This is a genomic window from Novosphingobium mangrovisedimenti (assembly GCF_025153475.1).
Taxonomy (GTDB): domain Bacteria; phylum Pseudomonadota; class Alphaproteobacteria; order Sphingomonadales; family Sphingomonadaceae; genus Novosphingobium; species Novosphingobium mangrovi_A.
This window is the reverse complement of record NZ_JANZXA010000007.1, coordinates 13,412-32,161: the sequence shown is the minus strand read 5'-3', so window position 1 is coordinate 32,161 and position 18,750 is coordinate 13,412. Positions and strand designations below refer to the sequence as shown.

Genomic DNA, 18,750 nt, shown 5'->3' with positions numbered 1-18,750 from the left:
TCCGATGGCACTGAAGAACTACAACCCGACCAGCCCCGCCCGTCGCGGCCTGGTCCTCGTCGACAAGTCGGCGCTGTGGAAGGGCAAGCCTGTCAAGGCTCTGACCGAAGGCAAGCGCAAGACCGGCGGCCGCAACAACAAGGGCCACGTGACTTCGCGCGGCATTGCTGGCGGCCACAAGCAGAAGTACCGCTACATCGACTTCAAGCGTCGCAAGTGGGACATGGAAGCCACCGTCGAGCGGATCGAGTACGACCCGAACCGCACCGCCTTCATCGCTCTGGTGAAGTACACGGACGGCGAACTGGCCTACATCATCGCGCCGCAGCGTCTGGCCGTTGGTGACGTCATCGTCGCCGGCGAGAAGACCGACACGAAGCCGGGCAACGCGATGCTCCTGTCGCAGATGCCGGTCGGTACGATCTGCCACAACGTCGAGATGAAGCCCGGCAAGGGCGGTCAGATCGCACGTTCGGCCGGTGCCTACGTCCAGGTCGTCGGTCGTGACCGCGGCATGGTCATCGTGCGCCTCAACTCGGGCGAGCAGCGTTACCTGCGTGGCGACTGCATGGGTACGGTTGGTGCGGTGTCGAACCCCGACAACCAGAACCAGACCCTCGCCAAGGCTGGCCGCAAGCGCTGGATGGGCCGTCGCCCGCTGACCCGCGGTGTCGCCAAGAACCCGGTCGATCACCCGCACGGTGGTGGTGAAGGCCGCACTTCGGGCGGTCGTCACCCGGTTACCCCGTGGGGTAAGCCGACCAAGGGTGCCCGTACTCGCAACAACAAGCAGACGGACAAGATGATCATCCGTTCGCGCCACGCCAAGAAGAAGAGGTAAGACACGATGGCACGTTCCGTCTGGAAAGGCCCCTTCGTCGACCTGTACCTTCTCAAGAAGGCCGAGGTCGCGCAGGATGCCGGCACCAAGGCTGGCCCGATCAAGACCTGGTCGCGTCGCTCCACCATCCTTCCGCAGTTCGTTGGTCTGACGTTCAACGTCTACAACGGGCACAAGTTCATCCCGGTCTCGGTCAACGAGGACATGGTCGGCCACAAGCTCGGTGAATTCGCGCCCACGCGCTCGTTCCCCGGCCACGCTGCCGACAAGAAGGGCAAGCGCTAATGAGCAAGCAGGCAGCACCGCGCCGCGTCGGCGAGAAGGAAGCTCTTGCGGTCGGCACCACCATTCGTGGTTCCGCCCAGAAGCTCAATCTCGTCGCCGGCCTGATCCGCGGCAAGAAGGCCGAGGACGCGATGAACATCCTGGCTTTCTCGAAGAAGGCCATGGCTGTGGAAGCGCGCAAGATTCTCGCATCGGCGATCGCCAATGCCGAGAACAACCACAACCTCGACGTCGACGCGCTCGTCGTCGCCGAGGCGTCGGTCGGCAAGTCGATCACCATGAAGCGTTTCCATGCCCGTGGTCGCGGCAAGTCCACCCGGATCCTCAAGCCGTTCTCACGCCTGCGGATCGTCGTTCGCGAAGTCGAGGAGGCCTGATCCATGGGTCACAAGAGCAATCCGATCGGTCTGCGTCTGCAGATCAACCGTACCTGGGACAGCCGCTGGTTCGCGGAAGGCCGGGACTACGGCAAGCTGCTTGAGGAAGACCTCAAGATCCGCAAGTTCATCATCGAGAGCGTGCCGCAGGCTGCGATCTCGAAGGTGGTCATCGAGCGTCCGGCCAAGCTGTGCCGCATCTCGATCTACGCTGCCCGCCCCGGTGTCATCATCGGCAAGAAGGGCGCGGACATCGAGAAGCTGCGCAAGAAGCTGGCCGTGATGACCAGCAGCGAAGTGAAGCTGAACATCGTCGAAATCCGCAAGCCGGAAATCGACGCGAAGCTCGTCGCTCAGGGCATCGCCGACCAGCTCATTCGCCGCGTGGCTTTCCGCCGTGCGATGAAGCGCGCGATGCAGTCCGCGATGCGTCTGGGCGCCGAAGGCGTCAAGATCATGTGCGGCGGTCGTCTGGGTGGTGCGGAAATCGCCCGCGTCGAACAGTACCGTGAAGGCCGTGTGCCCCTGCACACCCTGCGCGCGAACATCGACTACGCAGAGGCCGAGGCGCTGACCGCCTATGGCATCATCGGCATCAAGGTCTGGGTCTTCAAGGGTGAGATCCTGGGTCACGATCCGACGGCGCAGGACCGGCTGATGCTGGAGGCTCAGACCTCCGGTGTTCGCCCCGCGCGCTGAGTCTAGGATAGAGTAAGCACCATGCTGCAACCGAAAAAGACCAAGTTCCGCAAGGCCTTCAAGGGCCGGATCAAGGGCGCTGCCAAGGGTGGCACGGACCTGAACTTCGGCTCCTACGGCCTCAAGGCCATGGAACCCGAGCGGATTACCGCCCGCCAGATCGAAGCGGCTCGCCGCGCGATCACGCGTCACATCAAGCGCCAGGGTCGTCTCTGGATCCGCGTCTTCCCGGACGTGCCGGTTTCGAAGAAGCCTGCCGAAGTCCGTCAGGGTAAGGGCAAGGGTTCGGTCGAATACTGGGCCGCTCGTGTGAAGCCCGGCCGTATCCTGTTCGAGCTCGACGGCGTTGCCGGCCCGCTCGCTGCGGAAGCTTTCAGCCGCGCCGCGATGAAGCTGCCGATCAAGACCAAGGTCGTTGCCCGTCTCGGCGACACCTCGCACCTGGAGGGTTAATCATGGCCAGCAAGATCGAAGACCTGCGCGCCAAGACCGACGACCAGCTGACCGCTGACCTCGTCGACCTCAAGCGCGAGCAGTTCAACCTGCGTTTCCAGGCCGCCACGAGCCAGCTCGAGCGCCCGGCACGCATCAAGGAAGTCCGTCGCGACATCGCCCGCATCAAGACGCTCCAGGCTGAGCGTGCGGCGAAGGCGTAAGGAGGAAACACGATGCCCAAGCGTATTCTGATCGGGACCGTGGTTTCCGACAAGACCGACAAGACTGTGACCGTGCTGGTCGAACGCAAGGTGAAGCACCCGCTCTACGGGAAGATCATCCGCCGCTCGAAGCGCTATCACGCCCACGACGAGGACAACGCTTACAAGCTTGGTGAGCGCGTCCGCATCGAGGAGACCAAGCCCATCTCCAAGACCAAGACTTGGAAGGTGATCGACAGTCTCCAGGCTGGCAAGGGCATCGCCCTCGAAGCCAACCTCGATGTCGAGGCTGCGGGTAACTGATTAGACGTCGCCTCGACCCGCTCGAGGTAGTTTTTGGAACTGCCGGACTGGTTCCGGCAAGCCAGTTGAGAAGGAACCGGATCGATGATCCAGATGCAATCCAATCTCGACGTCGCGGACAACAGCGGCGCAAAGCGCGTCCAGTGCATCAAGGTACTGGGCGGGTCCAAGCGTCGTTTCGCCGGCGTCGGCGACATCATCGTGGTGTCGGTGAAGGAGGCGCAGCCGCGCGCTCGCGTCAAGAAGGGCGACGTTCACCGTGCGGTGATCGTGCGCACCAAGAAGGACGTGCGCCGTCCCGATGGCAGCGTGATCCGCTTCGACAGCAACGCTGCTGTCCTCGTGAACAAGAACGAGGAGCCGATCGGCACCCGTATCTTCGGCCCCGTGGTGCGCGAGCTGCGCGGCCGTGGCTTCATGAAGATCATCTCGCTCGCTCCGGAGGTGCTGTGATGGCTGCTGCGAAGATCAAGAAGGGTGACTCGGTCGTCGTCCTGTCCGGCAAGGACAAGGGCCGCACCGGCACTGTCCTCCAGGTTCTTCCGAAGGACGGCAAGGTCGTGGTCGAGGGCGTGAACGTCGCGACCAAGCACCGCAAGCCGACCCAGGCGAACCCGCAGGGCGGCATCGACCGCACGCCCGCGCCGATGGCGATCAGCAAGGTCGCGGTTGCCGACAAGGACGGCAAGCCGACCCGCGTTCGCTTCGAAGTCAAGGACGGCAAGAAGGTCCGTGTGGCCGTGAAGTCCGGGGAGACCATCGATGGCTGACAAGTACACCCCCCGTCTGCGTTCCAAGTACGACGCGGAAATCGTGAAAGCGATGACCGAGAAGTTCGGCTACAAGAACGTGATGGAAGTGCCCAAGATCGAGAAGATCACGCTCAACATGGGCGTGGGCGAGGCGAGCCAGGACAAGAAGAAGGTCCAGACCGCCGCCGAGGAAATGGAAGCCATCGCTGGCCAGAAGCCGGTGATCACCAAGGCCCGCAAGTCGATCGCGCAGTTCAAGCTGCGTGAAGGCATGCCGATCGGCTGCAAGGTGACGCTGCGTCGCGAGCGCATGTACGAATTCCTCGATCGCCTCGTCACGATCGCGATGCCCCGCATCCGCGACTTCCGTGGCCTGAATCCGAAGTCGTTCGACGGTCGCGGCAACTACGCGATGGGTCTCAAGGAGCAGATCATTTTCCCTGAGATCAGCTACGACAAGATCGAGAAGGTGCGTGGCATGGACATCATCGTCACCACCACCGCCAAGACCGACGACGAAGCGCGCGAGCTGCTGCGTCTGTTCGGTTTCCCGTTCCCGGCTGAAGAGTCGGAACAGAAGGAAGCGGCGTGAGCCGCTGAGGAAGAGAGCTTAAGTCCATGGCGAAACTGAGTTCCGTGAACAAGAACGAGCGTCGTAAGAAGCTCGTCAAGAAGTACGCAGGCAAGTACGCGCGCCTCAAGGCGATCGCTGACGATGAATCGCTCGACGAAACCGAGCGCCTCATCGCCCGCCTGAAGCTGGCCGAGATCCCCCGCAACGGCAATCCGACCCGGGTTCGCAACCGTTGCGCCACGACCGGTCGTCCGCGCGGTTACTACCGCAAGTTCGGCCTGTGCCGCGTTGAGCTGCGTGATCTTGCCAACAAGGGCATGATCCCCGGCGTGACCAAGTCGAGCTGGTAAGGGAATAGACGAAGATGGCTATGACCGATCCCCTGGGTGATATGCTCACCCGCATTCGCAACGGCCAGCGGGCGAAGAAGGACTCCGTCCTGTCCCCGGCCTCCAAGCTTCGTGCCCGCGTGCTCGAAGTGCTCCAGCGCGAAGGCTACATTCGTGGCTTCAGCGAAGATGCCACCGGCGCTCACCCGCAGCTGCGCATCGAACTGAAGTATTTCGAAGGCGAGCCGGCGATCAAGCACGTGCAGCGCGTTTCCAAGCCGGGCCGCCGCGTCTACTCGGGTTCCAAGGAACTTCCGATCGTGCGCAACGGCCTGGGCATCACCATCGTCTCGACGCCCAAGGGCGTGCTTTCGGACAACGAAGCGCGCACCGAAAACGTCGGTGGCGAAGTGCTCGCGGAGGTGTTCTGATGAGCCGCATTGGCAAAAGGCCGGTGGCGATCCCGAGCGGCGTCACCGCCAACATCGACAACGGCGTGCTGTCGGTCAAGGGCCCGAAGGGCACCCTGACCATGGGTCTGTCCGATCAGGTTACCTATTCGGTCGATGACGGCGCGATCGCCGTTCAGCCGACGAGCCAGACCAAGCAGGCCCGCAGCCACTGGGGCATGCAGCGCACGCTCGTCGCGAACCTCGTCGAGGGCGTGACCGAAGGGTTCTCCAAGGTCCTCGAGATCAAGGGCGTCGGCTACCGCGCGCAGGTGCAGGGCAAGAAGCTCAAGCTTCAGCTCGGCTTCTCGCATGACGTCGACATCGACGTGCCCGAGGGCATCGAGATCAAGACCCCGGATCAGACCACGGTAGAGATCTCCGGTATCGACAAGCAGAAGGTCGGCCAGGTTGCGGCCGAGATTCGTCGCTGGCGCAAGCCCGAACCCTACAAGGGCAAGGGTATCAAGTACCGCGGCGAGTACATCTTCCGCAAGGAAGGGAAGAAGAAGTAATGGCAAAGCTTTCCCTTTTCGAGCGCCGTCGTCGGCGCGTCCGCACCGCTCTGCGTGCCCGTGGCGGCGATCGTCCGCGTCTTTCGGTGCACCGCACCGGTCGCCACATCTATGCGCAGATCATCGACGATGCGCAGGGCCGCACCGTGGCCGCTGCCAACACGCTTGGCGGCAAGGGCACCGACATCGATGCCGCCACCCGCGTGGGCAAGGAGCTTGCCGAGGCCGCCAAGAAGGCCGGCGTGAGCTCTGTCGTGTTCGATCGCGGCGGTTTCCTGTTCCATGGCCGCGTCAAGGCGCTGGCCGAAGCCGCCCGTGAAGGCGGGCTGGAGTTCTGATCATGGCTGACGAAAACACCGAAATCCAGACCGCGACCCCGGCCGAAGGCCAGGAAGTCCGTGAAGGCCGCGGTCGTGGCCGCGGCCGTGACCGTGGCGAGCGTGGCGGCCGTGGCCGTCGCGACGACCGTCGTGGCAATCGCAACGAGGAAGAAGGCGGTGAGGAGCTGATCGAAAAGCTCGTTCACATCAACCGCGTCTCCAAGACCGTGAAGGGCGGTAAGCGCTTCGGCTTCGCCGCTCTGGTCGTCGTCGGTGACGGCAAGGGCCGCGTCGGCTTCGGTCACTCGAAGGCCCGCGAGGTCCCCGAGGCGATCACCAAGGCGACTGCTTCTGCCAAGAAGAAGATGATCCGTGTTCCGCTCAAGGAAGGCCGCACTCTTCACCATGACGGTCGTGGCCACTTCGGCGCCGGCAAGGTGAACGTGCGTACCGCTCCGGCCGGTACCGGCATCATCGCCGGCGGTCCGATGCGCGCCGTGTTCGAGAGCCTGGGCGTCGCTGACGTCGTCACCAAGTCGGTGGGCACCTCGAACCCGTACAACATGATCCGCGCTACCTTCGACGCGCTGACCAACCAGACTTCGCCGAAGTCGGTTGCCCAGCGTCGCGGCAAGAAGGTCGCCGACCTGCTTGGTCGCGGTGGCGCCAGCGAGGTGGAGGCCGAGGCCGCCGCCGAAGCCATCGTGGAGTAAGACTCATGGCCAAGATTAAGATCAAGCAGATCGGTTCGCCGATCCGTCGCCCCGAGAACCAGAAGAAGATCCTCATCGGTCTGGGCTTGGGCAAGATGCACCGGGTCGTCGAGATCGAGGACACCGCTGAAGTGCGCGGCGCGATTGCCAAGCTGCCGCACATGGTGGCGATCGTCGACTGAGCCCCTCCGGGTATCGCAAGAACAGAGAAAGGCCCCGGTGGAAACGCCGGGGCCTTTCCCTTTTCTGGGGTAGTGTCCTCTTTTGGGGGGCAGTGACTGCGCTCTTCCCCCGGCGCGCGGCTATGCTATTCGCGGGGCCGCAGATTCCACTCGGGAGCACGTCTTGAACGTCAAGTTGCTGGCAGCATCGGTCCTGTGTTTTGCTTCGCTCGGCACGGCCGGGTGCGCGCAACGCGAGGATCGGGGGGATGGGGCCGCGGGAGACGTGCCGGTCGCGCAATGCGGTGACGCGCGCGCCGATCCGGCAAGGCTTGCCGCCATTCGCGAGTCCGACGCGGAACTGGTCAAGGCTCTGCACGATCACGGCGATCCGGTCGCGGAAGCGCAAAAGGCGCTCGATGCGGGCGACTACCGGCTCGCCGCGGCCACAACGCCCGACAGGATTTCCACCGAGCTCTACGGGGCCCAGTGCCGCATCCTGGGAGGGCTCAAGCCGTGGGACGTGCGCGCGCTTGCCTTCGTGCCCGACGAAGCTGCGGCGATGGGCAGGGGGCCGGACGACAAGGTCACCGATTTCGGGCGTCGCTACAATGCGGCGATCCTGGGTGACGCGCGGTATCCCTATGCCGACATTTGCCGCGATCTCGATCGGGCAGGGCCGGAGCCCGATTTCTCGGAAGCCGGCACGAAAGGCATCGAGCAGCCTTACGGTTTTGCCGAACTCGGCCCGGCGCGCATGGCCTATGGCCTCGGCGCGGCGGCGCGGCGCGGTTCGGTCTACGACATCCGTGTGTTGATCAATCGCGACAAGCAGGACGTCGATGCGCCCGACATGTTCGGCATGACGCCGCTGGCATGGGCCATCGCCTATCACCGCTGGCCCGCGGCCGAAGCGCTGCTCAAGGCCAAGGCCAGCCCGACCGGCGGTGCCTGCCAGACGGCCATCGACCGCGAATCCCCGCTGCAGGTGGCGCGGATCATGCGCTGGTCGGCGATGATCCGCCGGCTGCGCCCGCTCGTCACCGAAGAGGAATTCGCGAACCTGCGCCAGAAGCCGCGATGGGACGACCAGAGCCTGACGGAATTCAACCACGCGCTGACCGAACTCAAGCAGCGCTACGAGAAGGTCCTGCGCCGGAGCAGCTTTGCCCGCCACGACTTGCTGTTCGAGGTCGACGACAAGGGTAATTCGACGTCCTGCAGCCTGGAGCCCGCATCGAATTCACCCGAGTTCGACAAGGAACTGTGCGACCTCGCCATCGAAATCGTGCACTGGGCTCCGGCGCGCGATGCCTTCGGCGTTACGGTGCCCGAAAGCGCCAAGCTGGTGGTTGGCTTCGGCGGAACCTGACGCCGCAGCCTAGGGGCGGGCGGGTCGCCCCTTGTCTTGCCGGCAATCGGCCCAGACGTTCATGCGTGCGCTGGTGAGAAGGTCCGGAGTCTCGACGCCGGCCACCTTGCGGCAGTGTGTGGTGACATAGGCGGTGACGGCGTCGATGACTTCCATGTTCGGAGGGTCCTGGCGCGGCTTGTCCGGCATGACGACGATCCCGGGCCTGAGGCCAAGCACTCTTCGCGTTTCCCCGATCGTCGAAAGGTGGCTGAGGTCCTTTTCGATCAGGTGGCCGAGATGATGCGGGAACACCAGGGGCGTGGGGAAACGGTGGCCGGTCAGGATGTAGAGCTGTGGAGGCCCATCGACGATGAAGAGGTCGCCGCCGTTGTCGTGCGTCCGGATGGCATCGGCGAGTGCGGCCATGGCGCGTTGCGACTGGCGTGTGTGTTCGAAGTCGAAGGCATGGGAGGATTGCAGCGACCACAGGGTGAGCGCCACGAGCCCTAAGGGACCGGCGATCCTGCGCTGGAAGAACGTCGCGGTGTACAGGCACAGGGGGATCAGCAGCGGCAGCGAATAGTGCATGTAGAAGTTCGGGACCGACAGCAGGCCAAGCAGCGCCGCGAACATCCACCAGGTGGTGAAACGGCGTCCTTCGCCGCGCCATGTCGCCAGCGACAGGGGCACGACGACGATAATCGGGGCCAGGAAAATGAAGGTTACCAGCGCCCGCATCGTGCTGGCGTAGAGGAATCCCGGCTTGCTCAGGTTCGAAAGCACCATGGCCTGCCAGTAGATGTCCCAGTAGCCGTGGAGCCAATACCATGCCGATATGGCGATGGCCGGTACCGCGCCCAGCACCATCCATCCGGCGGCGTTCAGCGCCAGTCGCGCGCGCGGAATGGATGATCGCGAAAGATGGTAAAGCCCGTAAAGGCCGAAGAAGCACGATTCGAAGAAGGCCGTCGGCTTGAAAGTGATGGCGATGCCGGCAAGCAGCATTGCCGCGGGGACCGACGGCGGAATTCGTCCCGCTCTCAGGGATTCGTGCGAACGGAAGACGATCCATCCGGCAACGACCATGAACAGGTTGTAAAAGACCGGCCCCTGACCGCCGAAGCCCTGCATTTCATCGAGCCACAGCAGGTACACGATCCCCGCGAAAAGGCCGGCACGCGGCGAGCTCCACACGCTGGCGATGCGGCCGATCATCCAGGCGGTGGCTGCGACGAAGACGGTGGCGATCAGCTGATAGGCGAGGGGGGACTGCGAGATGAAGGCGATCAGGTAGTAGAAGAAGAACAGCCCCCAGGGCTTGCGGTCCCAGACATCGACATAGGGGATTGCGCCATGGTGCATGGCGATGCCGACCGTCTGATAGAACGCTTCGTCCACATGGAGGTTGGGGTCGCCGAAGGTGCTGGCGCGCAAGGCCATGCCGATCAGCAGCAGGACCGGCGTATACCAGACCGGAAAACGATCCCGGATCTTGTCCATGTCTGCCATCTATGCGCTGTGCCCTGGTAACGAATGGAACACGACGTGCCTTGGGGCAGCTATGGATAACGTTGGGTTAATTCTATGCGCGGAACCGCGGGATGCGGGGATCCGCATGTGCCGGACGCGAAAGGGCTGAAAAAGGGGGCGTGACATTCGCATCCGCATCCGCTAGGGGCGCCGCTTCCTATCAAGCGCGACTAAAAGCGAAAGCGAGTGCAGACTATGAAACTGAATGATCTCCGCGACAATTCGGGTGCCCGTCACCGCCGCATGCGTGTCGGCCGTGGCATCGGCTCGGGCAAGGGCAAGACCAGCGGCCGTGGCCAGAAGGGTGCCAAGGCTCGTTCGGGCGTCTCGATCAACGGCTTCGAGGGCGGCCAGATGCCGCTTCACATGCGTCTTCCGAAGCGCGGCTTCAACAACAAGAAGTTCGCCAAGGACTACGCCGAAGTGAACCTCGGCCTCGTCCAGAAGGCGATCGATGCCGGCAAGCTCGACATCTCGGGCACCGTCGATCACGCCGCCCTGAAGGGCGCCGGTCTTGCCCGTGGCGGCAAGGACGGTGTTCGCCTGCTCGGCAAGGGTGAGTTGACCGCCAAGGTTTCCTTCAACGTTGCCGGTGCCTCGAAGGGCGCTGTAGCGGCTGTCGAGAAGGCTGGCGGTTCGGTGACGCTTCCCGCCAAGGAAGCCGCCGAGGCCTGATTGCCGGGCCGAAAGGCAAGGTGACATCCGGGAGGGCGGGCGCCTGGCGCTTCGCCCTCCTGTGCTTTTCGGGACACAGGTCTTTCAGACATTCTACGAATGTCTATATGGCCAGTTCCGTTCCAGGGTTCGACAAGGCAGACGCCAGTCGCTAAGGGCGAATCCGACAAGATAATTCGAGGCATTCCTGACGTCATGGCTTCCCGCGCCGACAACATCGCAAGCTCGCTCAGCCTGGCCAATTTTTCCAAGGCTACCGAGCTCAAGAACCGCATCTGGTTTACGATCGGCGCACTGATCGTCTTCCGCTTCCTGAGCTTCGTGCCGCTGCCGGGTGTGAACCCGCTGATCCTCGAATCGCTCTACAGCAAGACGCAGGGCGGCATCCTCGATCTGTTCAACACCTTCTCGGGCGGTTCGCTCTCGCGCATGAGCCTTATCGCGCTCGGCGTGATGCCCTACATCACGGCCTCGATCGTGGTGCAGCTGGCCGCTTCGCTCCATCCGGCGCTGATGGCGCTGAAGAAGGAAGGCGAGGCCGGCCGCAAGAAGCTGAACCAGTACACGCGTTACGGCACCGTCGGTCTCTGCGCGCTGCAGGGGTACTTCCTCGCCGTCAGCCTCGAAGCCTATGGCGCGTCGAGCGGCCTGCAGGCGGTTGTCGATCCGGGCTACATGTTCCGCATCGGCGCGGTGATCTCGCTGGTCGGCGGCACCATGTTCCTGCTGTGGCTGGGTGAGCAGATCACCTCGCGCGGGATCGGCAACGGCGTGTCGCTCATCATCATGGCGGGTATCGTCGCCCAGATGCCGACTTTCGCCAGCAACCTGGGGCAGGCCTACAGCGCGGGCGATACCGGCTCGGTGCTGATCATCACCCTGATCGCGCTGATCATCGGCATGATCCTGCTGATCTGCTTCTTCGAGCGCGCCACGCGGCGCCTGCTGATCCAGTATCCCAAGCGCGCGACGCAGCGCGGGATGATGCAGGCCGATCGCAGCCACCTGCCGCTCAAGCTCAATACCGCGGGCGTGATTCCGCCGATCTTCGCCAGCTCGCTGCTGCTGCTGCCGCTGACCATCACCCAGTTCGCCGGCAACTCGCTGAGCCCGGATTCGACGATGGGCCAGTTCGTGGTCACGCTCAACCAGTACCTCGGCCACGGCAAGCCGCTCTACATGCTGCTCTATGCGGCCGGCATCATCTTCTTCAGCTTCTTCTACACCGCCATCGTCTTCAATCCGGAAGAGACGGCCGAGAACCTGAAGAAGAACGGCGGTTTCATCCCCGGCATCCGGCCGGGCGCGCGTACCGCGGAATATCTCGATTACGTGCTCACGCGCGTGACGGTGATCGGCGCGATCTACCTCACCATCGTCTGCACGGTTCCTGAGTATTTCCTGTCGATGACGGGCTTGCCGCTCCTGTTCATGGGTGGCACCAGTCTGCTGATCGTCGTCAACGTGACCGTGGATACGATCACGCAGATACAGTCGCATCTGCTGGCGCACCAGTATGGCGACCTTATCAAGAAGGCGAAACTGAAAGGTCGCATGCGCTGAGGCGACAGGCCAAGGCGACAATGCATATTGAGGGGTAAGGCGTGAACATTATTTTGCTGGGGCCGCCGGGTGCGGGCAAGGGAACCCAGGCGCAGCGTCTCGTTGAAAAGCATGGCATGCGCCAGCTTTCAACCGGCGACATGCTCCGCGCGGCGGTGAAGGCGGGAACGCCCACCGGGCTCGAAGCCAAGGCCGTGATGGAGCGTGGCGAGCTGGTCTCCGATGCGATCGTTTCGGCTCTCATCGGCGATGAGCTCGACGCGATGGGCCCCGATACCGGCGCCATCTTCGACGGCTATCCGCGCACGGCGGCACAGGCCGAGGCGCTCGATGCCATCCTCGCAGCGCGCGGCCGCAAGCTGGACAACGTGATCGAGCTCGACGTCAACGAGGACGCGCTGGTCGAACGCATCACCGGCCGCTTCACCTGCGCCGCGTGCGGCAAGGGCTATCACGACAAGTTCGAGCAGCCCAAGGTTCCCGGCACCTGCGACAAGTGCGGGGGCACTGAATTCAAGCGCCGTCCGGACGACAATGCCGAAACCGTGCGCACGCGCATGGCCGAATACCGTGCCAAGACCGCGCCGATCCTGCCGGTCTATGAAGCACGTGGTATCGTCAGCAAGGTCGACGGCATGGCCGAGATGGACGACGTGACGGCCGCGATCGAGGCGATCCTCGCCTCCTGACGGCATCCCGGGCCAAGTCGCTGAAGCAGGAGCAGGGAGATGCAGATGAAAGCCTTCAGACGCCTCCTGCTCCGTGGAGGCTTTTCCGGCCTGGCCATTTCCGTTCTGGCATGCCTTGGCGTGCCAGCGGCGGCGAAGGTGGCGCAAGTCTCTGATCAGGGCTTTGTCGTCCGCCACCTCGTCGAGGTTCCGGTCGATGTCGACGAGGCCTGGGACACGCTTCTCAAGCCTGCCGGTTGGTGGGATTCCGATCACACCTGGTCGGGAGACGCGGCGAACCTGTCCATCGATCCGCGCGCGGGTGGATGCTTCTGCGAGATCCTGCCCAACCCGGTCTCGCCCAATGCCGCGCCGCGCGGCAGCGTAGAACATATGCGCGTCGTCTATATCGAACGGCCTCGCGTCCTGCGCATGGTGGGCGCGCTCGGGCCGTTGCAGGCCGATGCGGTGAACGGGACGCTGACCATTCAGCTGAAAGCGGCGGATGGCGGCAAGCGTACGCAGGTGCTGCTCGAGTACGTTGTCGGCGGCTACGCGCGCGCACCCTATCCCAAGCTGGCGAGTGCGGTGGACGGGATGCTGGGCGAGCAGGTCGAGCATCTCGCCGCCAGGCTGGGCGGGGCCTTCGCGGCGGCGTTCCCGCTGCCTGAGCAGGCGGAGCAGCCGCAGGCGCAGCCCCGGATCCCGGCGGAAGTGCTGCCGCTTGCCGAAGAGCCTCCGAAGGCGGACGAGAAGAAAATCATCGGGCGATAGCCCGTCAGGCGCGGCGACTGGTTTTGACTACCGCGCGCTCTTGCGTTAAAGAACAGATACGCATTCGCATCGCTCGCCGCTGTTTGTAGCGGTTGGCGCAGCTTTTCCTGCCCGGCAGGCGTTGACACCCCATGCGAATCATTCTAAGCGCCCCCTTCACTCGACAGCTTCGGTAGTCCCGGATAGTCCAGGTCAAGCGTGTTCAGGCACCGCTTGCGACGTCCTCCGGTTCTTCGCCGTTTCGCACGTTCAGAGTGGCAAGCGTTGAGATAGGGGCCGCGCATCGTGTCCCTGTGGAGCATGGAGATTTAAGTGGCTCGTATTGCCGGGGTGAACATCCCCACCAACAAGCGCGTGATTATCGCGCTCACCTATATCCACGGTATCGGTCGTACCAAGGCCGTCGAGATCGCCGACAAGCTCGGTATCGATCACGCCCGTCGCGTTCAGGATCTGTCGGACGCCGAAGTGCTCCAGATCCGTGAAGCCATCGACGCCGATCATATCGTCGAGGGTGACCTTCGTCGCGAAACCGCGATGAACATCAAGCGCCTGATGGACCTCGCCTGCTACCGTGGTCTGCGTCACCGCAAGGGGCTCCCCGTCCGTGGCCAGCGCACGCACACCAATGCGCGCACCCGCAAGGGCAAGGCCAAGCCGATCGCCGGCAAGAAGAAGTAAGCCGCTGGACCGTTCATCGGTTTCCGCAGCGATTTATTGACAGGATACACGGATATGGCACGCGAACCCCAGCGCATTAAGCGCCGCGAACGCAAGAACATCACGAGCGGCATTGCCCACGTCAATGCCAGCTTCAACAACACCATGGTGACCATCACCGACGCCCAGGGCAACGCGATCTCGTGGTCCTCGGCCGGCATGATGGGCTTCAAGGGCAGCCGCAAGTCGACTCCCTATGCTGCGCAGGTCGCTGCTGACGACGCCGGCAAGAAGGCCGCCGAACATGGCGTGCGCACCCTCGAGGTCGAAGTGAAAGGCCCGGGCTCGGGCCGCGAGAGCGCCCTTCGCGCTCTTCAGGCTGTCGGCTTCACCATCACTTCGATCCGCGACGTGACACCGATCCCGCACAACGGTGTCCGCCCCTCGAAGCGCCGTCGCGTCTGATCGAGCCTTTCCGGGCGGTGAACCGGTCACCGTCCGGCCTTCGGAACGCTCGGGGCCTTTCCAACCGGCCCGCGGGCGTAACCGCCATCGAAATCCCAGGGGAAGTCCATGACTGTCAACATCAAGAACTGGCAGGAACTCAAGAAGCCCAACAGCCTTGAGATCAAGCCGGGACCCGACCCCAAGCTGAAGGCGACGTTCGTTGCCGAACCTCTCGAGCGCGGCTTCGGCCTGACGCTCGGCAACGCGCTGCGGCGCGTGCTGCTGTCTTCGCTGCAGGGTGCGGCGATCACCTCGATCAAGATCGAGAACGTTCTGCACGAATTCTCGTCGCTCGCCGGCGTGCGTGAGGATGTCACCGACATCGTTCTCAACGTCAAGCAGATCGCGCTCAAGATGCAGGGCGAGGGGCCGAAGCGCCTCCAGCTCTCCGCGACCGGTCCGGCCGCCGTCAAGGCAGGCGACATCGCCGTTTCGGGCGACATCGAGGTCATGAACAAGGACCTCGTGATCTGTCACCTCGACGAAGGTGCGACGCTCAACATGGAACTGACCGCCGACACCGGCAAGGGCTACGTCCCCGCCGTCGGCAACCGTCCCGTCGATGCGCCGATCGGCCTGATTCCGGTCGACTCGCTCTACTCGCCGGTCCGCCAGGTCAGCTACAAGGTCGAGAACGCCCGCATCGGTCAGGAGCTTGACTTCGACAAGCTCAACCTGACGGTCGAGACCGACGGAACCGTGACCCCGGAAGACGCCGTGGCCTATGCCGCGCGCATCCTCCAGGACCAGCTCGCGCTGTTCGTCCACTTCGAGGACATCGCCCCGGTCGGCGCTTCGCCGATGATCGGCATGGCCGCCGGTGCGCCGCAGGAAGAAAGCGACGCCAACCAGCTCAACCGCTACCTTCTCAAGAAGGTCGACGAACTGGAGCTGTCGGTGCGTTCGGCGAACTGCCTCAAGAACGACAACATCATCTACATCGGCGATCTCGTGCAGAAGACCGAGGCCGAGATGCTCCGCACGCCGAACTTCGGCCGCAAGTCGCTCAACGAGATCAAGGAAGTCCTTTCCTCGATGGGCCTGCGCCTCGGCATGGACATCCCGGGCTGGCCGCCCGAGAACATCGAAGAGATGGCCAAGAAGCTCGAGCAGGAGCTGCTGGGCTGATAAATTCCGTCATCCTGACGAAGGTCAGGATCGCCGGGGACCTTGCTGCCACGCTGCAATAAGGGGCCAGCGATCCCAGCCTTCGCTGGGATGACGATTTGGGCGAACGGTGGCGGCCCTGACGGCCACCAGGATCGGGCTACCTCGCACGGGCCCCCTACGAACGGAGAAAGAAAATGCGTCACAAGTATTCCGGCCGCAAGCTGCAGCGCAAGTCCGGCCACCGCGCCGCCCTTCTGCGCAACATGGCAGCCGCACTCGTCAAGCACGAGCAGATCCAGACCACCACGGCCAAGGCCAAGGAACTGCGTCCCTACGTCGAAAAGCTGATCACGCTGGCCAAGCGCGGCGGCCTTTCGAACCGTCGTCTCGCCCATTCCAAGCTGATGGACGAAGCGCAGGAAAAGAAGCTCTTCGAGGTTCTCGCCGAGCGCTATGCCGGCCGTAACGGTGGCTACACCCGCATCATCAAGGCCGGCATCCGCGCTTCGGACGCTGCTCCGATCGCGATCATCGAACTGGTCGATCGCGACACCGACGCCAAGGGCCAGGACTCCGGTCCGGTGATGTCCGAGGCCGAGGAATACGCCGAGGCCTGAGCCTCGCAGCGTCCTTTCGGATTACGCAAAGCGGTCGCGGGTGCTAGGCTCGCGGCCGTTTTTGCATCTTGGGATTGGGAGAGAAACATGCATCGCCTGCGGGCGCTGGCGGCAACCGTGTCGCTGGGCATCTTGTCGATCGGCGCGCCGACGCCCATTAGGGCAGAACCCATGCCTGACATCATCTATCCCGAGACCCGCCGCGACGACATCGTCGAAGACCACTTCGGCGAGAAGGTCGCCGATCCCTATCGCTGGCTCGAGGCCGATGTGCGCGGGGCGCCCGATGTGGCCGACTGGGTCGCGCGCGAGAATGCAGTCACGGAATCCTATCTGGCCGACCTGCCGCAGCGGGCCCGGTTCGAGGAGCGCATTCGCGCCTTCATGGACTTCGAACGCTTCGGCCTGCCGGTGAAGGCCGGCAAGCGCTATTTCTACACGCGCAACACCGGGCTCCAGCCGCAGGCGCAGCTCTTCGTGCGGCACGGGCTGGACGGCGAACCCCGTTTGCTGCTCGATCCCAATGCCTGGGCGAAGGATGGCGCGACCGCGCTCGATGCCTGGGAGCCTTCGGACAAGGGGCATTACCTTCTCTACAGCGTGCAGGACGGCGGCAGCGACTGGCGCATCCTGCGCGTGCTCGACGTGAAGACGGGTGAGCCCTTGGCCGACGAGATCCGCTGGGCCAAGTTCACCGGGCTGGCCTGGGTGGGCAAGGAGGGCTTCCTCTATTCGCGGTTCCCCGAGTCCGAGGAAGGCGCCGCCTTCCAGTCGCTGAACTACAACCAGGCCGTCTATTTCCATCGGCTCGGCACCGCGCAGACCGAGGACGAACTGGTCTATACCACGCCCGACCATCCGGACTATGGCCATACGGCGCAAGTCACGCAGGACGGGCGCATCGCGGTGATTACCAGCCATGTCGGAACCGATGCCCGCTATGAAGTGCGAGCCATCGATCTGGCCCATCGCAAGCGCGACGGGTGGAAGACGCAGGTGCTGGTGACGGGCTTTACCGACGACTGGAAGCTGGTCGAAGGTTCGGGGCAGAACCTGTGGTACGTGACCAACAAGGACGCGCCGCGCTACCGGCTTGTGTCGATCGACCTTTCTGCCCGCGCGCCCGACTGGACCGAACTGGTTGCCGAGCGAGATGACATTCTGGAACGGGCGGGCATCGTCGGCGACCGGCTCGTGCTCAACTACATGCGCGATGCCGCCAGCCATGCCGAGATCATCGGGCTCGACGGCTCTCCGGGCCGCACCCTGACGCTGAGCGGGATCGGCACGGCCTCGGGTTTCCGCGGCCGGCCGGGTGATCCCGAGACGTTCTACGCCTTCAGCAGCTTCAACTGCCCTGCGGCCATCTACCGGTTGGATCTGTCGACCGGTCAGAGCAAGCCGTTCGCGCAGCCCAGTCTCTGTTACGATCCCGACGCTTACCTCGTCGAACAGCGCTTCTACCAGTCGAAGGACGGCACCCGCGTGCCCATGTTCATCGTGCGCAGCAAGGCGGTGGCCAAGGCAGGCAAGGCCGTGCCGACGCTGCTTTACGGCTATGGCGGCTTCGATGTCTCGCTGACCCCCAGCTTCTCGGCGACGCGCATGGCGTGGCTCGAAGCGGGCGGGGCCTTCGCGCTGGCCAATCTGCGGGGCGGCGGCGAATATGGACGCGAGTGGCACGATGCCGGCCGCCGCGAGAACAAGCAGAACGTGTTCGACGACTTCATCGCCGCCAGCGAGTACCTCATCGACGAGGGCATCGCGAAGAAGGACGGCCTCGCCATTCAGGGCGGTTCCAACGGCGGGTTGCTGGTGGGCGCGGTCGTCAACCAGCGGCCCGACCTGTTCGCCGCCGCCGTCGCGCAAGTGGGCGTGATGGATATGCTGCGCTTCGACCGTTTCACGGCCGGGCGCTATTGGGTGGACGACTACGGCCATCCCGACCGGGAGGAGGATTTCCGGATCCTGCGCGCCTATTCACCCTATCACAACATCCGCGACGGAGCGGACTATCCGGCGATTCTGGTCACGACGGCGGATACCGACGATCGCGTGGTCCCCGGCCATTCGTTCAAGTACGCGGCGGCGCTGCAGGCTGCCGATCTGGGCGACAAGCCGCATCTCATCCGCATCGAGACGCGCGCCGGCCATGGATCGGGCAAGCCGACCGACAAGGCGATCGAGGAAGGCGCGGACATTCTTGCGTTCGTGGCGCAGTGGACCGGGCTTGCACTTCCGGATGATGTGAAGGACGTTCATAAAAATAAAGACTAATATGAACGATTGCTGCAAGGGCAGTTCAGGACCGCCTCACT

Annotated in this window: 27 protein-coding genes; 26 read left to right on the top strand and 1 reads right to left on the bottom strand. The window is 63.8% G+C overall.

What is annotated here, in order from left to right; all coding sequences use genetic code 11:
- Positions 1-4 precede the first annotated feature (4 nt).
- The 17 genes from rplB (at position 5) to NZK81_RS11345 (ending at position 8,346) form a co-directional block, all read left to right on the top strand.
- Positions 5-841, top strand: coding sequence for a 50S ribosomal protein L2 (rplB, locus tag NZK81_RS11425; protein ID WP_260046212.1), 837 nt, complete (start codon positions 5-7; stop codon positions 839-841).
- A gap of 6 nt (positions 842-847) precedes the next feature.
- A complete protein-coding gene (rpsS, locus tag NZK81_RS11420; RefSeq protein ID WP_067735985.1) occupies positions 848-1,126 on the top strand; it encodes a 30S ribosomal protein S19 in 279 nt (92 codons plus the stop codon).
- The gene (rplV, locus tag NZK81_RS11415) at positions 1,126-1,503 is read left to right on the top strand and encodes a 50S ribosomal protein L22 (protein ID WP_243995771.1); all 378 of its coding nucleotides are present in this window, start codon (positions 1,126-1,128) and stop codon (positions 1,501-1,503) included. The genes rpsS and rplV overlap by 1 nt, the downstream gene beginning before the upstream one ends.
- Positions 1,504-1,506: 3 nt before the next feature.
- Positions 1,507-2,202: a 30S ribosomal protein S3 gene (rpsC, locus tag NZK81_RS11410; protein ID WP_260046211.1), complete on the top strand. Its 696-nt coding sequence runs from the start codon at positions 1,507-1,509 to the stop codon at positions 2,200-2,202.
- Positions 2,203-2,223: 21 nt separating this feature from the next.
- Entirely contained in the window at positions 2,224-2,655 is a 432-nt protein-coding gene (gene rplP / locus NZK81_RS11405; RefSeq protein WP_260046210.1) for a 50S ribosomal protein L16, read from the top strand.
- Between the two features lie 2 nt (positions 2,656-2,657).
- The gene (rpmC, locus tag NZK81_RS11400; RefSeq protein ID WP_260046209.1) at positions 2,658-2,858 is read left to right on the top strand and encodes a 50S ribosomal protein L29; all 201 of its coding nucleotides are present in this window, start codon (positions 2,658-2,660) and stop codon (positions 2,856-2,858) included.
- A gap of 12 nt (positions 2,859-2,870) precedes the next feature.
- Positions 2,871-3,161, top strand: coding sequence for a 30S ribosomal protein S17 (gene rpsQ, locus NZK81_RS11395; RefSeq protein WP_260046208.1), 291 nt, complete (start codon positions 2,871-2,873; stop codon positions 3,159-3,161).
- A gap of 84 nt (positions 3,162-3,245) precedes the next feature.
- The gene (rplN, locus tag NZK81_RS11390; protein ID WP_067735999.1) at positions 3,246-3,614 is read left to right on the top strand and encodes a 50S ribosomal protein L14; all 369 of its coding nucleotides are present in this window, start codon (positions 3,246-3,248) and stop codon (positions 3,612-3,614) included.
- Complete coding sequence (rplX, locus tag NZK81_RS11385; protein ID WP_260046207.1) at positions 3,614-3,931, top strand: 50S ribosomal protein L24; 318 nt, start codon at positions 3,614-3,616, stop codon at positions 3,929-3,931. Before rplN ends, rplX begins: the two co-directional genes overlap by 1 nt.
- Entirely contained in the window at positions 3,924-4,505 is a 582-nt protein-coding gene (gene rplE, locus NZK81_RS11380; protein ID WP_260046206.1) for a 50S ribosomal protein L5, read from the top strand. Before rplX ends, rplE begins: the two co-directional genes overlap by 8 nt.
- Positions 4,506-4,531: 26 nt before the next feature.
- Entirely contained in the window at positions 4,532-4,837 is a 306-nt protein-coding gene (gene rpsN, locus NZK81_RS11375; RefSeq protein WP_207094711.1) for a 30S ribosomal protein S14, read from the top strand.
- Between the two features lie 14 nt (positions 4,838-4,851).
- On the top strand, positions 4,852-5,247 hold the full coding sequence (rpsH, locus tag NZK81_RS11370; protein WP_260046205.1) for a 30S ribosomal protein S8: 396 nt from the start codon (positions 4,852-4,854) through the stop codon (positions 5,245-5,247).
- Positions 5,247-5,780, top strand: a complete 534-nt coding sequence (gene rplF / locus NZK81_RS11365) for a 50S ribosomal protein L6 (protein WP_260046204.1) — start codon at positions 5,247-5,249, stop codon at positions 5,778-5,780. The genes rpsH and rplF overlap by 1 nt, the downstream gene beginning before the upstream one ends.
- On the top strand, positions 5,780-6,118 hold the full coding sequence (gene rplR, locus NZK81_RS11360; protein ID WP_260046203.1) for a 50S ribosomal protein L18: 339 nt from the start codon (positions 5,780-5,782) through the stop codon (positions 6,116-6,118). Before rplF ends, rplR begins: the two co-directional genes overlap by 1 nt.
- Before the next feature lie 2 nt (positions 6,119-6,120).
- Entirely contained in the window at positions 6,121-6,813 is a 693-nt protein-coding gene (gene rpsE / locus NZK81_RS11355; protein ID WP_260046202.1) for a 30S ribosomal protein S5, read from the top strand.
- A 5-nt stretch (positions 6,814-6,818) separates the two neighbouring features.
- Entirely contained in the window at positions 6,819-6,995 is a 177-nt protein-coding gene (gene rpmD, locus NZK81_RS11350) for a 50S ribosomal protein L30 (RefSeq protein WP_260046201.1), read from the top strand.
- Between the two features lie 163 nt (positions 6,996-7,158).
- Positions 7,159-8,346: an ankyrin repeat domain-containing protein gene (locus tag NZK81_RS11345; protein ID WP_260046200.1), complete on the top strand. Its 1,188-nt coding sequence runs from the start codon at positions 7,159-7,161 to the stop codon at positions 8,344-8,346.
- A 9-nt stretch (positions 8,347-8,355) separates the two neighbouring features.
- On the opposite strand, the gene NZK81_RS11340 is transcribed toward NZK81_RS11345, so the two are convergent.
- Positions 8,356-9,828 carry a hypothetical protein gene (locus NZK81_RS11340; RefSeq protein WP_260046199.1) on the bottom strand — a complete coding sequence of 491 codons (1,473 nt, stop codon included), beginning with the start codon at positions 9,826-9,828 and terminating at the stop codon, positions 8,356-8,358.
- A gap of 225 nt (positions 9,829-10,053) precedes the next feature.
- On the opposite strand from NZK81_RS11340, the gene rplO reads away from it, so the two are divergent.
- The 9 genes from rplO (at position 10,054) to NZK81_RS11295 (ending at position 18,709) form a co-directional block, all read left to right on the top strand.
- On the top strand, positions 10,054-10,533 hold the full coding sequence (gene rplO, locus NZK81_RS11335; protein WP_260046198.1) for a 50S ribosomal protein L15: 480 nt from the start codon (positions 10,054-10,056) through the stop codon (positions 10,531-10,533).
- A gap of 195 nt (positions 10,534-10,728) precedes the next feature.
- The gene (gene secY, locus NZK81_RS11330; RefSeq protein ID WP_260046197.1) at positions 10,729-12,096 is read left to right on the top strand and encodes a preprotein translocase subunit SecY; all 1,368 of its coding nucleotides are present in this window, start codon (positions 10,729-10,731) and stop codon (positions 12,094-12,096) included.
- Positions 12,097-12,137: 41 nt separating this feature from the next.
- Complete coding sequence (locus tag NZK81_RS11325; RefSeq protein WP_260046196.1) at positions 12,138-12,785, top strand: adenylate kinase; 648 nt, start codon at positions 12,138-12,140, stop codon at positions 12,783-12,785.
- Positions 12,786-12,830: 45 nt separating this feature from the next.
- Positions 12,831-13,538 (top strand): SRPBCC family protein, encoded by a 708-nt coding sequence (locus NZK81_RS11320; RefSeq protein WP_260046195.1) that lies wholly within the window; start codon positions 12,831-12,833, stop codon positions 13,536-13,538.
- Positions 13,539-13,850: 312 nt separating this feature from the next.
- Positions 13,851-14,219: a 30S ribosomal protein S13 gene (rpsM, locus tag NZK81_RS11315; RefSeq protein ID WP_260046194.1), complete on the top strand. Its 369-nt coding sequence runs from the start codon at positions 13,851-13,853 to the stop codon at positions 14,217-14,219.
- A gap of 54 nt (positions 14,220-14,273) precedes the next feature.
- Positions 14,274-14,663, top strand: a complete 390-nt coding sequence (gene rpsK, locus NZK81_RS11310; protein WP_007011846.1) for a 30S ribosomal protein S11 — start codon at positions 14,274-14,276, stop codon at positions 14,661-14,663.
- 108 nt (positions 14,664-14,771) lie between these two features.
- Positions 14,772-15,833: a DNA-directed RNA polymerase subunit alpha gene (locus NZK81_RS11305; protein WP_260046193.1), complete on the top strand. Its 1,062-nt coding sequence runs from the start codon at positions 14,772-14,774 to the stop codon at positions 15,831-15,833.
- A gap of 176 nt (positions 15,834-16,009) precedes the next feature.
- On the top strand, positions 16,010-16,432 hold the full coding sequence (rplQ, locus tag NZK81_RS11300; RefSeq protein WP_260046192.1) for a 50S ribosomal protein L17: 423 nt from the start codon (positions 16,010-16,012) through the stop codon (positions 16,430-16,432).
- 87 nt (positions 16,433-16,519) lie between these two features.
- Positions 16,520-18,709, top strand: a complete 2,190-nt coding sequence (locus NZK81_RS11295; RefSeq protein ID WP_260046191.1) for a prolyl oligopeptidase family serine peptidase — start codon at positions 16,520-16,522, stop codon at positions 18,707-18,709.
- The last annotated feature ends 41 nt before the right edge of the window (positions 18,710-18,750 follow it).